This window comes from Enterobacter cloacae complex sp. OE43NF, from assembly GCF_023544405.1.
Classification (GTDB): Bacteria; Pseudomonadota; Gammaproteobacteria; order Enterobacterales; family Enterobacteriaceae; genus Enterobacter; species Enterobacter cloacae.
The window spans coordinates 95,240-107,753 of record NZ_JAMJFW010000013.1 but is presented as its reverse complement, the minus strand read 5'-3'; the positions used below and the strand labels follow the sequence as shown (position 1 = coordinate 107,753).

The following is a 12,514-nucleotide window of genomic DNA, read 5'->3' as shown; positions in this document are numbered from 1 at the left end:
CTGCAGGGGACACTTTGATAGTAAACGTCACTGCGCTTTCCATAACTCCACGCAGTTTCGCCCCCGTCGTTTTGCCCCATACAACGCCTCATCCGCAGCCTGAATCAGACGTTCGTAGTCAGGATGACCATTAAACATGGCCGCCCCAATCGAAAGCGACAACGGTATTGGCTCGCCTGTCGGGGAATGAACCTTAATTTTTTCCACGCGTCGGCGGATCCGCTCGGCAATGCGCAGGGTATCGGCTTCGGTGATTTCCGTTAGCACAATCAAAAACTCATCTCCGCCGTAGCGGAAGACATAGTCACAGGTGCGAACGTTGTCATAAAACGCCCCGGCAACCTTTCTTAATATTTCATCTCCCGTGTTGTGCCCCCAGGTATCGTTGATTTGCTTGAACTTATCGACATCAATAAGCAACACCGACAGCGGCGTACCAGAACGACTTGCCTGGGTAATTTCACGTTTAAAAATGGTTGGCAGGAAGCGACGGTTGAGCAGACGCGTGAGCACATCCACACCCACCTCGTGCCGGGCTACCTCATCAAACAGCTCATGCAGCAGGGTCACGATTTGCGAGAAGGTCGTTCGCGTCAGCCGCAAAAATTGCACCTGCCGCAGCCTGTCGTGAAGGGCATCGTCTGTCTGACGAACGTCATGAAAAGCCGCGTCGAACTCCTGGATAAGACGAGAGATATGCCCTGCTTCGGCAATACCACTGAAGTAGTGACGTCCCTTATGACTGAACCACAGCCCAAAGTCGGACTGCCCGAGCGGCCGGCTGTTGTCGATGCTGGAGTCCAGCATCACTTTATAAAGCAGCGACAGTTCCCACGTCAGCAATGCGGCGGTCTGCCGCTCCTTCTCAACTTCCGCATTTTCCATCAGCGAGAAGATTCGATAGTTCTCGTCCTCTTTTGCCGCATTGTTCTCGCTGAAGACATAGGCGCGCGACATCACCTCCATTGCCAGATCAATACTGTTAATGGCGTAGTGATAGATGCTTAACTTGGTCTCAGAAGGGTGTGGTGTGGCATTAATAAGAGGTAACAACAGCTTTTTCAGGATCCGGAAACCCATCTCAACCAGGTCGACCGATATACCTATTCGGGCATGAACATCGGCGGCGCGCTGCTGAGCCCGCATCTGTTCATCAACCTGTTCAACCCGGCAGGAGAGAACATCAACAAGCCAACGGCGCAGCGCCTCCTGCAGCTGCCTTTCAACCTGCTCAGTGGTCAGAAACTCCGCTGCATGAGGGTCGGCCAGGACCACACGATAAAACTCCGTAATCAGACCAGAAGCATGATCGCTGGCCAGTTGCGCAGTAAGTTGATGAACGAGGGGATCCGTTTCATTGATTAACTGAATCCACTCATCCCTTACGGTTTGTAAATAGGTTTCCATTTACACCCTCCAGGGGAGATCGTTAGCTTGTCCGACGGGAATTGAGCGCACGGATTCACCGTCTGGCATGCGTGATAATCAACAACAGCAACAAAATCAACACCCTTTCCAGGTGCCGCTTTTTTAATCAAAAACGAGTAATAGCACATATCGTATAACGGTGCTACATTACGCCGCCCACCCAACGTCAGCAGTGGTCAGGCAACGCCGTAAAGATCGGTAAAGCCTGCAACCATGACCTTGTCCAACGGTCTAATTGGCACGTGGTATCGCTTTATGCGTTACTTTCAAAGGCTTTACATAGGTTCACTATTTTGTCTCAACCCCACTTCAAACGTGCGTTTTTACACCCGCGTTACTGGTTTACATGGTTTGGTCTTGGCGTACTCTGGCTTCTGGTTCAACTTCCTTATCCTGTGATTCGCGTACTGGGCTCCAGGCTCGGCAGCGCGTCCCGCCACTTCCTCAAACGTCGTGAATCTATTGCCCGTAAAAATCTCGAACTGTGCTTTCCCCAGTATAATGCGCAGCAGCGCGAAACATTGATTGCCGAGAACTTTAAATCTATCGGCATGGCATTGCTTGAAACCGGCATGGCCTGGTTCTGGCCTGATGAGCGCGTCCGCAAATGGTTTGACGTGGAAGGTCTCGAAAACCTGAAACGCGCGCAAATGCAAAACCGTGGCGTGATGGTAGTTGGTGTCCACTTTATGTCGCTGGAGCTGGGCGGCCGAGTAATGGGGCTTTGTCAGCCGATGATGGCCACCTACCGCCCGCACAACAGTCCGCTGATGGAGTGGGTACAAACCCGTGGTCGCATGCGTTCCAATAAGGCGATGATCAGCCGTAACAATCTGCGCGGTATGGTCGGCGCCCTGAAGAAAGGCGAAGCCGTCTGGTTTGCACCCGATCAGGACTACGGACGTAAAGGCAGCAGTTTTGCGCCCTTCTTTGCGGTTAAAAATGTCGCCACCACCAACGGCACGTTCGTGATTTCGCGTCTGTCAGGCGCCGCAATGCTGACCGTGACAATGGTAAGAAAGGTTGATAAATCTGGCTATCGTCTGCACATCTCTCCGGAGATGGCAAACTATCCGGAAAATGAATGCGAAGCCGCAGCGTTCATCAATAAAGTTATCGAGACCGAAATTATGCGCGCGCCGGAGCAGTATCTGTGGATGCATCGCCGTTTCAAAACGCGGCCGCATGGCGAAGCGTCTCTCTATATTTAATGTGGAGAAAGGTTGGTTTCGCTAAGAAACTAACCTTTTCAATCACCTGTAATCACCCTGAGTAATTGTCTTTTCTTGCCGTCGCTCAACGTGGATTTATTGCGCTCTGAAATCAAACTGTCGCCGTTCCACGACACCCGTAAGTTACGGAAAGTATTTAAAAAAATGCCTCTTGTCACCCCTCATTTTTAGGCGTACATTAGCGCCGTCTGGCAACAGGAAAGCACAGAATTCTGAGCTGGAGTTTGCATCGTAACGGGATAATTCTCATTTCCGTCTCAGGCAAATGTCAGTTCTCTATAATCAGGTGGACTCTGTTTTTAAGTGCGTACCAGAAGATACGCGGAGCGATGAAACGTGAAATATTTCTTTATGGGCATTTCGGTGATTGTTTTAGTGTGGGCCGGAACCTTCGCCCTGATGATCTAGCGAAGAACATGCAGTCAAAAAAACAGGAGCCGTTGGCTCCTGTTTTTTTATGTCATTAAGATTCGTGCTGTTCAGCGGCACTCTTTGATGCGAGAAGCCCGTCGGCGCGGAACATACTCTTAATGCCCCTCACCGCCTGACGAATACGGTCGCTGTTTTCAATCAGCGCGAACCGTACATGGGTATCGCCATAATCACCGAAGCCAATGCCCGGCGAGACGCAGACTTTCGCGTCCTGCAACAGCTTTTTGGCAAACTCCAGTGACCCCATCGCCGCGTAAGGCTCAGGGATTTTTGCCCAGACATACATTGACGCTTTCGGCATTTCCACCATCCAGCCAGCCTCATGCAGCCCTTTCACCAGCACATCGCGACGGCGTTTATACTGGGCGGCAATATCATGAACACACTGCTGATCGCCTTCCAGCGCGGCGATAGCGGCCACCTGCAATGGGGTAAAAGTGCCGTAATCGTGGTAACTCTTAATACGCGCCAGTGCACTCACCAGCGTTTTGTTACCCACCATAAAGCCAATACGCCACCCCGCCATGTTGTAGCTTTTCGACAGGGTAAAGAACTCCACCGCCACATCACGTGCGCCCGGAACCTGCATAATGGAAGGCGCTTTCCAGCCGTCGTACACAATATCGGCGTAGGCTAAGTCGTGTACCACCAGCACATCGTAACGCTTCGCCAGTGCGACGACTTTCTCAAAGAAGTCGAGTTCTACACACTGCGCCGTAGGGTTAGACGGGAAGCCGAGGATCATCATCTTCGGTTTCGGATAGCTTTCGCGAATCGCACGTTCCAGCTCGTTAAAGAAATCGACCCCTTCCACCAGCGGCACAGAGCGAACCTGCGCCCCGGCAATCACCGCGCCGTAAATATGGATGGGATAGCTTGGATTAGGCACCAGCACCGTATCACCATGATCCAGCGTAGCCAACATCAGGTGCGCCAGCCCCTCTTTCGAGCCAATGGTGACAATGGCTTCACTTTCCGGATCGATGTCAACCTGATAGCGATCCCGGTACCAGCGAGAGATCGCGCGACGTAATCGAGGAATGCCGCGAGAGGTGGAGTAACCGTGCGTATCCGGGCGCTGGGCGACCGTGCAGAGCTTCTCAACAATATGCGCAGGCGTTGGGCCGTCAGGGTTACCCATGCTGAAATCGATAATATCTTCGCCGCGACGACGCGCAGCCATCTTCAGTTCAGCAGTGATATTGAAAACATAAGGGGGGAGACGATCGATACGCGTAAAACGGCGTTCAGGACTGAATTCAGCCATAGATTCCTCAGATTAACGTTAGCGCCCGGACCGTCCGAGCGACGCTGCCACTTATGTGGCGTGTTTAGAAAATAACCTGAAAAAAAACATGCTGTCGAGGGGTTAAGCAAAAAAAAGATGTCGCGTTAAAAACGGGAACCTTCAGATACCGAAAGCGGAAGCGTTCCTGCTTATTGTGCAATTTTAATACCCAGTATTTAACATGATGATATCAAAGCTGTTACCTTGCCGTTCTCCAGGAGTAAAAAAACTGGCATCTTCAGGAAGCCACTCTCAATCCCCTTTGAAGATTATGGTTTTTCCTCATTTGATAAACCCGACGGATAGCTGGTCAACAGGCGTCAGGTTTTTTATCATTGGGCTTTCCTCTTTTCGCTGGTCGACTCGTGCACGAAATATTCGATATGCTGCTGGCGGTTTTTGACCGTGCGGCATTAATGCTGATTTGCCTGTTTTTCCTCATTCGTATTCGCCTGTTCCGCGAGCTTTTGCACAAGTCCGCCCACTCGGCAAAAGAGCTGCTGGCCGTTACCGCCATCTTTTCACTGTTCGCCCTGTTCAGCACCTGGTCCGGGGTGCCGGTAGAAGGGTCGCTGGTCAACGTGCGTGTTATCGCCGTGATGTCCGGCGGGATCTTGTTTGGCCCCTGGGTGGGCATTATTACGGGTCTCATTGCCGGGACACATCGTTACCTGATAGATATCGGCGGCGTGACGGCGGTGCCGTGTTTTATCACCAGCATCATCGCCGGCGTCCTTTCCGGCTGGATTAACCGCAAAATCCCGAAAAAGCAGCACTGGCGCACCGGGATCATCGCGGGCATGCTGTGCGAAACGCTGACCATGGTTCTGGTGGTCGTCTGGGCTCCCACCATCGCGCTGGGGCTGGATATTGTCTCTAAAATCGGCATTCCGATGATCCTCGGCAGCGTCTGTATCGGTTTTATTGTGCTGCTGGTGCAAAGCGTTGAAGGGGAAAAAGAGGCCAGCGCCGCACGTCAGGCCAAGCTGGCGCTGGATATCGCCAACAAAACGCTGCCGCTCTTCCGCCATGTTAACGCTGAATCCTTACGTCAGGTCTGCGATATCATCCGTCGCGATATTCATGCCGATGCCGTGGCCATTACCAATATCGACCACGTCCTGGCCTATGTTGGCGTGGGTGAGCATAACTATCAGGACAGCGATGACACCATCAGCCCCACCACCAGGCAGGCGATCAATTACGGTAAAATCATCATTAAAAACAATGATGAAGCCCACAGAACCCCAGAAATTCACTCCATGCTGGTGATCCCGCTGTGGGAGAAAGGCGTGGTGACGGGAACCCTGAAAATTTACTACTGCCACGCGCACCAGATCACCTCCTCCCTGCAGGAGATGGCCATCGGGCTGTCGCAGATTATCTCTACCCAGTTGGAGGTCTCCCGCGCGGAACAGCTGCGCGAGATGGCAAATAAGGCAGAGCTGCGCGCGCTGCAGAGTAAAATTAATCCTCATTTTCTGTTTAACGCGCTGAATGCGATCTCCTCGTCCATTCGACTTAATCCGGATACCGCACGTCAGCTGATTTTCAATCTGTCACGCTACCTGCGCTACAACATTGAGCTAAAAGATGACGAGCAGATCGACATTAAAAAAGAGCTTTATCAGATCAAGGATTACATTGCGATTGAGCAGGCGCGCTTTGGTGACAAACTCACGGTCATTTACGATATTGATGAAGAGGTCAACTGTGTGATCCCAAGCCTGCTGATCCAGCCGCTGGTTGAGAACGCTATTGTCCACGGGATTCAGCCGTGTAAAGGGAAAGGGGTGGTGACCATTAGCGTGACCGAAAGCGGCAACCGCGTGCGAATTGCCGTGCGCGATACCGGCCACGGAATTGATCCTAAAGTCATTGAGCGCGTTGAGGCCAACGAGATGCCGGGGAATAAGATTGGGCTGCTGAATGTCCACCACCGGGTCAAACTGCTGTACGGCGACGGGCTGCATATTCAGCGCCTTGAACCGGGCACCGAGATCGCCTTTTATATTCCGAATGAACGCTCTCCCGTTCATGCGTCTACATCCCTGTTGCCTTAGGCCGGAGTAACCCGTGAAAGTGATCATTGTAGAAGATGAGTTTCTGGCTCAACAGGAGCTGAGCTGGCTCATCAAAACGCACAGTCAGATGGAGATCGTGGGCACGTTTGACGATGGTCTGGACGTGCTGAAGTTTTTGCAGCATAACCGCGTTGATGCCATTTTTCTTGATATCAACATTCCGTCGCTGGATGGCGTATTACTGGCGCAAAACATCAATCAGTTTGCCCATAAGCCGTTTATTGTCTTCGTCACCGCCTGGAAGGAGCACGCGGTTGAAGCCTTCGAGCTGGAGGCGTTTGACTATATCCTTAAGCCTTACCAGGAGTCGCGCATCGTCACCATGCTGCAAAAGCTGGAGGCCGCGTGGCAACAGCAGAACGCCCCTGTCACCGCAAGCCCCGCAGTACGTGAGAATGACACGATTAACCTGGTGAAGGATGAACGTATCATCGTGACGCCGGTTAACGATATCTACTATGCCGAAGCCCATGAAAAGATGACGTTTGTTTATACGCGGCGGGAATCGTACGTGATGGCGATGAACATTACCGAGTTTTGCAGCAAGCTGCCGACAGCGCATTTCTTCCGCTGTCACCGCTCGTTTTGTGTGAATTTAAACAAGATCCGCGAGATCGAGCCGTGGTTTAACAATACCTACATTTTGCGCCTGAAGGATCTTGATTTTCAGGTGCCAGTGAGCCGCAGCAAGGTCAAAGAGTTCCGCCAGTTAATGCACCTGTAAATCCCCTCTCCCGCAAGAGAGGGGCTGGGTTTTAGAGGATCTGGCCGAGCACCTGACGCAGGTGGGCGCCCGAGCCAAGTAAACCCGGGTTGTCGTGCACAATCAGATAAACAGGAATGTCCCGCACGTAGCTTTTAAAACGTCCTTTGTCTTCGAACCCGCCGCGGAAGCCTGACGCTTTGAAGAACTCCAGGAAGCGCGGCACAATGCCACCGGCAATGTAAACGCCACCAAAGGTGCCGAGCGTAAGCGCCAGGTTGCCACCAAAACGCCCCATTATCACGCAGAACAGCGACAGTGCGCGACGGCAGTCGATGCAGCTATCTGCCAGTGCGCGCTCGGTCACGTCTTTCGGCTGCAGATTTTCCGGCAGACGGCCGTCAGACTTCACAATGGCACGATACAGGTTTACCAGCCCCGGGCCGGAAAGCACGCGCTCAGCCGACACGTGGCCGATCTCAGCGCGTAGCTCTTCCAGAATAATGCCCTCTTCTTCGCTGTTCGGTGCAAAGTCCACGTGGCCACCTTCACCCGGCAGACTCACCCAGCGCTTATCAACATGAACCAGATGCGAAACGCCCAGCCCTGTACCAGCACCGTATACGGCAATCGGCTTGCCTTCTACCGGGGCAGTACCGCCAAACTGAGTCAGGTGCTCTGGCTTCAGCATCGGGATGGCCATCGACACCGCAGTAAAGTCGTTGATGATTTCCAGATGTGCAAAGCCGAGGTTCTTTTTCATCTCGGCAATGGAAAATGCCCAGGTATGGTTGGTCATCGCGACCCAGTCGCCGGTAATCGGGCAGGCAATCGCGATACAGCCATCTTCAACGCTGACCTTGTGCTCTTCCAGATAGACGCGTACAACGGCCTCAAGGCTGGGGTAATCCAGCCCTGAATAGGTTTTCGCCTGGGAAATTTCACCGCTACTTACATCGCATAATGCCAGGCGCGCGTTAGTGCCGCCCACATCTCCTACCAAAGCATACTTTGTCATTCTTCTACTGCTCCGCTAAAGTCAGAATAAATCTTTGGAACACTGTAAATTCAAGGCGTGATAACAACAACGACCGGAAGGTGAATGCCCCGGGATTATCGATCTTCGTCACAGAATAACTTTACCGTTTCAGCACCTTTTGCACTATTGCCACAATGCTGATTGTGCAAAGTAACGTAATACCTTTTTGTACAAGGAAATTATCATGCTCCACCCGCGAGCCAGAACCATGCTGTTGCTGGCAATCCCGGCCTTAATTATTGGTATTGTCTCAAGCCTGGTGCTTATCGTCGTGATGAAAGTCGCCTCGGTGCTGCAAACGATGTTATGGACTGCGCTTCCGGCTCAGGTGGGTATCAGCGTTGATTCGCCGGCGTGGATCATTATGATGCTGACCCTGACGGGGATTGCGGTGGGTCTGGTGATCCGCTTTAGCCCAGGGCACGCCGGGCCAGATCCGGCGCTGGAACCGCTGATTGGTGCTCCGGTCGCACCTGCAGCGCTGCCAGGGCTCATTATCGCGTTGATTATCGGTCTGGCGGGCGGCGTTAGCCTGGGGCCGGAACACCCGATCATGGCGGTCAACATCGGTCTGGCGGTGTATCTCGGTTCACGCATTTTACCCCGCGTCGGGGCCCTGGACTGGACGATTCTGGCATCGGCTGGCACCATTGGCGCGCTCTTCGGCACGCCGGTCGCGGCCGCGCTGATTTTCTCGCAGACGCTTTCCAGCAATAACGACGTGCCGCTCTGGGATAAACTCTTTGCGCCACTGATGGCCGCCGCGGCCGGTGCGCTCACCACCAGTCTGTTTTTCAATCCACACTTCTCGCTCTCCCTTCACCACTACGGCCAGATGCAGATAGCCGATATCTTCAGCGGTGCGGTTGTGGTCGCTATTGCCATTGCGCTGGGGATGATCGCCGTATGGTGTCTGCCGCGTCTGCACCGGCTGGTGCATAAGCTCAAACATCCGGTGCTTATCCTCGGGGTCGGTGGGTTGATCCTCGGCATTTTAGGAGCCATCGGCGGTAAGGTAACGCTGTTTAAAGGTCTGGATGAGATGCAACAGCTGGCCTTCAGTCAGGTGTTTAGCGTGTCCGATTATTTGCTGTTTGCACTCATAAAGCTGGCTGCGCTGGTGGTGGCGGCAGCGTGCGGTTTCCGTGGCGGCCGGATCTTCCCGGCGGTCTTTGTTGGCGTCGCGTTGGGGCTGATGCTGCATGAACATGTGGATGCCGTTCCGGCGGCGATTACCGTCTCTTGCTCTATTCTGGGGCTGGTATTGGTGGTGACACGTGATGCCTGGCTGAGCCTGTTTATGGCCGCGGTGGTGGTTCCGGATACTACTCTCATCCCGTTACTTTGCATCGTGATGTTGCCCGCCTGGCTCCTGCTGGCGGGCAAACCGATGATGATGGCCTGGCGTAACGACAAGTGATCAGGCGTTGTTACGCGCTTCCAGCGCTTTGGTAATCGCCCCTAACAGCGGCGGGATATCCGCTTTGGGTAGCATCACTTCAATCAGTGACAGTCGCTCGTGGTGTGCCACTTTTTCGAGCACCTCCGCCAACTGTTCCGCTTCACTGACCCGCCAGCACTGTGCCTGAGGATCCAGGCTCAGTGCCTGCGGAATTTGCGTCCAGTTCCATAAGGCAATGTCGTTATAGCGCTGTTCCGGTCCGTGAATGGCCCTCTCTACGGTGTACCCTTCATTGTTGAGCACCAGGATAATGGGGTGCTGTTTATCACGCAGCATCGAGCCCAGTTCCTGAATGGTCAACTGCGCGGCGCCATCCCCCGTGAGCACAATGACGCGTCGGTCTGGACAGGCGGTTTGGGCACCATACGCCGCGGCCAGGGTGTAGCCAATGGAGCCCCACAGCGGCTGGACGATAAAATTCACGTCTGCCGGCAGACGCAAATCGATCGCACCAAAGGCTGACGTTCCCTGGTCGGCAAGAATAATGTCACCCGGGCGAATAAAGGTTTGCAGGGTGCTCCAGAAATTCTCCTGAGTGAGCGAGCCCTCGGATTGCGGGAAGGCGATACCGCTGTGAGAGACTGGCACCAGGGTATCGTGGACATACTGTTTGCAGAGAGCCACCAGCGTCTCGATCGCGTCAGACATAGGGATACCGGTAAACCAGACATCCCCCACCCGTGCGGCATGGGGCTGCACTTCTATCGTTTGCGCCTGCGTCAGCTGATGGGTAAACCCCGCCGTCAGGGTATCAGTAAAACGCGTGCCAATGCACAGTACCGTATCCGCCCCTTCGATGGCCTCTTTTACCGCCCCGACGCTTGCCGAACCACTGTACGTGCCATAAAAACCGGGCTGGCGTTCGTCAAAAATGCCCTTGCCCATCAGCATGGTGGCGTGGGCAATGGGCACCTCTTTCACCCATTTCTGCAGGGCATGTTTCATGCCGTGGCGCAGGACCAGGAAATCGGCCAACAGCGCGGTACGCTTGCTTGTTTTCAGCCTGCTCTCGGCGGCGTCTCGGAACGATTTCAGGCAGGCGTTATCGGCATGCGCGGTCTTAAACGTGAGAGCGTTTACAGGCGGCGTGGCTGATTTTTTAGCCACATCAGCAGGCAGCATCAGGTAGCCTGGACGTCGCTCCCGCAGCATGGTTGTTAATACTCTGTCGATTTCATAGCAGGCGTTTTGTTCGGTCAGGATCGCCTGCGCGACCGTGATCGGTTCACTCATATGGTAGAAGTGACGGAACTCACCATCACCCAGCGTGTGGTGCAGCAGCTCCCCTTTTTGCTGTGAGGCCGTACCCGGTGCCCCCACAATGTGTAACACCGGAACATGCTCAGCAAAGCTGCCAGCCATGCCGTTCATGGCACTTAATTCCCCTACGCCAAATGTTGTCAGCAGCGCGGCAAAGCCCTTACATCGGGCATATCCGTCAGCGGCATAAGATGCGTTTAGCTCATTGGCACAGCCCACCCAACAGATATCCGGGCTGTCGATGACATGATCGAGAAACTGCAGGTTATAGTCGCCCGGCACGCCAAACAGATGATCGGCACCACAATCTGTAAGACGGTCCAGCAGGTAATCGGCGACGCAGTACGGGGTTCGCATAACAGGTGTCCTTCTGACGTTGACCTCACTTTGAGTATTAAATAAGCGTGATGGCTGTCCAGAAATGGCAGAAAGAAGAGTATGGAAAGAATGCTTTACAAAAAAGGCTGCGCTATGCTCTGTTTTTTCGCATCAGTGTAAACGCATACACTGTTCTTACTTTTTAGCGCCAGAGGTCATGAGAATGCACTATCAGCCAGATAAAAACCGTTATCAGACAATGCTGTATCGTCGCTGTGGGCAAAGTGGCGTTAAATTACCCGCCGTCTCTCTTGGGCTCTGGCACAACTTCGGTGACGCCACGCTTATCGAAAACAGCCGTCAACTTTTACAGCGCGCATTTGATCTTGGTATTACACACTTCGACCTTGCCAATAACTATGGTCCGCCTCCCGGTTCCGCCGAGCGCAATTTCGGCCGCATTTTGCAGGAAGATTTTCTGCCGTGGCGCGATGAGCTGATCATCTCGACGAAAGCGGGCTATACCATGTGGGACGGCCCTTACGGTGACTGGGGATCGCGTAAATATCTCATCGCAAGCCTGAATCAAAGCCTGAAACGTATGGGGCTGGAGTATGTCGATATCTTCTATCACCACCGTCCAGACCCGGAAACGCCGCTGCAGGAGACAATGAAAGCGCTTGACCATCTGGTGCGTCAGGGGAAAGCCCTGTATGTCGGTTTGTCCAATTACCCGGCCGAGCTTGCACGGCAGGCTATCGACATACTCCATGACCTCGGCACGCCGTGTCTGATCCATCAGCCGAAATATTCAATGTTTGAACGTGCGCCGGAAGCGGGCTTGCTGGACGTTTTGCAGGAAAAAGGTGTCGGCTGCATTCCGTTCTCGCCGCTGGCGGGTGGTCAACTGACCGATCGTTATCTGAACGGCATTCCGGCAGACTCCCGCGCCGCGAGCGGGAGTAAGTTCCTGAACCCGGATCAGATAACCCAGGAGAAACTGGAAAAAGTCAAAAAGTTGAACGCGCTGGCAGAAAGCCGGGGACAGAAGCTGTCTCAGATGGCGCTGGCCTGGATTTTGCGCCACGAGGCGGTAACTTCCGTACTGATTGGCGCCAGTAAAACCGGGCAAATAGACGATGCAGTGGGCATGCTGGAGAACCGCCATTTCACGGCGGAAGAGCTTGCCACCATTGACGGGATCCTGAATAGCTCAAAATAAATCCTGTTTTAGCAAAAAGTGCTATCACGTCTGAATTCGGAGTTGA

10 protein-coding genes are annotated in these 12,514 nt (G+C 53.6%); 6 read left to right on the top strand and 4 right to left on the bottom strand.

Translation table 11 applies throughout. The features are described 5' to 3' along the window. Positions 1-27 precede the first annotated feature (27 nt). Complete coding sequence (locus tag M8370_RS08685; RefSeq protein ID WP_013098174.1) at positions 28-1,407, bottom strand: diguanylate cyclase; 1,380 nt, start codon at positions 1,405-1,407, stop codon at positions 28-30. 314 nt (positions 1,408-1,721) lie between these two features. On the opposite strand from M8370_RS08685, the gene lpxP reads away from it, so the two are divergent. Both lpxP and ypdK read left to right on the top strand, forming a co-directional pair. Next, positions 1,722-2,639, top strand: a complete 918-nt coding sequence (lpxP, locus tag M8370_RS08680; RefSeq protein WP_058680696.1) for a kdo(2)-lipid IV(A) palmitoleoyltransferase — start codon at positions 1,722-1,724, stop codon at positions 2,637-2,639. Between the two features lie 357 nt (positions 2,640-2,996). Then, a complete protein-coding gene (gene ypdK, locus M8370_RS23500) occupies positions 2,997-3,068 on the top strand; it encodes a membrane protein YpdK (protein WP_099458937.1) in 72 nt (23 codons plus the stop codon). Positions 3,069-3,123: 55 nt separating this feature from the next. On the opposite strand, the gene alaC is transcribed toward ypdK, so the two are convergent. Beyond that, positions 3,124-4,359 (bottom strand): alanine transaminase, encoded by a 1,236-nt coding sequence (alaC, locus tag M8370_RS08670; RefSeq protein ID WP_045903403.1) that lies wholly within the window; start codon positions 4,357-4,359, stop codon positions 3,124-3,126. Between the two features lie 386 nt (positions 4,360-4,745). Here alaC and M8370_RS08665 point away from each other — a divergent pair, with 386 nt between their 5' ends. Both M8370_RS08665 and M8370_RS08660 read left to right on the top strand, forming a co-directional pair. Continuing rightward, positions 4,746-6,443 carry a LytS/YhcK type 5TM receptor domain-containing protein gene (locus M8370_RS08665; protein WP_250020771.1) on the top strand — a complete coding sequence of 566 codons (1,698 nt, stop codon included), beginning with the start codon at positions 4,746-4,748 and terminating at the stop codon, positions 6,441-6,443. Between the two features lie 13 nt (positions 6,444-6,456). Further along, positions 6,457-7,188 carry a LytR/AlgR family response regulator transcription factor gene (locus M8370_RS08660; protein ID WP_013098180.1) on the top strand — a complete coding sequence of 244 codons (732 nt, stop codon included), beginning with the start codon at positions 6,457-6,459 and terminating at the stop codon, positions 7,186-7,188. A gap of 31 nt (positions 7,189-7,219) precedes the next feature. Here M8370_RS08660 and glk read toward each other — a convergent pair whose 3' ends face one another. Next, a complete protein-coding gene (glk, locus tag M8370_RS08655) occupies positions 7,220-8,185 on the bottom strand; it encodes a glucokinase (protein WP_250020770.1) in 966 nt (321 codons plus the stop codon). Positions 8,186-8,390: 205 nt separating this feature from the next. Between glk and M8370_RS08650 the strand changes: the two genes are divergently transcribed. Beyond that, positions 8,391-9,626, top strand: coding sequence for an ion channel protein (locus tag M8370_RS08650; RefSeq protein WP_250020769.1), 1,236 nt, complete (start codon positions 8,391-8,393; stop codon positions 9,624-9,626). On the opposite strand, the gene ipdC is transcribed toward M8370_RS08650, so the two are convergent. Beyond that, complete coding sequence (gene ipdC / locus M8370_RS08645; RefSeq protein ID WP_250020768.1) at positions 9,627-11,285, bottom strand: indolepyruvate decarboxylase; 1,659 nt, start codon at positions 11,283-11,285, stop codon at positions 9,627-9,629. 184 nt (positions 11,286-11,469) lie between these two features. Between ipdC and mgrA the strand changes: the two genes are divergently transcribed. Next, positions 11,470-12,468 carry an L-glyceraldehyde 3-phosphate reductase gene (mgrA, locus tag M8370_RS08640; protein ID WP_023619795.1) on the top strand — a complete coding sequence of 333 codons (999 nt, stop codon included), beginning with the start codon at positions 11,470-11,472 and terminating at the stop codon, positions 12,466-12,468. Positions 12,469-12,514 lie beyond the last annotated feature (46 nt).

Bases quoted from the DNA above. Each gene is read 5' to 3' on its own strand.
- mgrA (WP_023619795.1), top strand. From the start codon at position 11,470: ATGCACTATCAGCCAGATAAAAACCGTTATCAGACAATGCTGTATCGT.
- glk (WP_250020770.1), bottom strand. From the start codon at position 8,185: ATGACAAAGTATGCTTTGGTAGGAGATGTGGGCGGCACTAACGCGCGC.
- ipdC (WP_250020768.1), bottom strand. From the start codon at position 11,285: ATGCGAACCCCGTACTGCGTCGCCGATTACCTGCTGGACCGTCTTACA.
- alaC (WP_045903403.1), bottom strand. From the start codon at position 4,359: ATGGCTGAATTCAGTCCTGAACGCCGTTTTACGCGTATCGATCGTCTC.
- M8370_RS08685 (WP_013098174.1), bottom strand. From the start codon at position 1,407: ATGGAAACCTATTTACAAACCGTAAGGGATGAGTGGATTCAGTTAATC.
- M8370_RS08650 (WP_250020769.1), top strand. From the start codon at position 8,391: ATGCTCCACCCGCGAGCCAGAACCATGCTGTTGCTGGCAATCCCGGCC.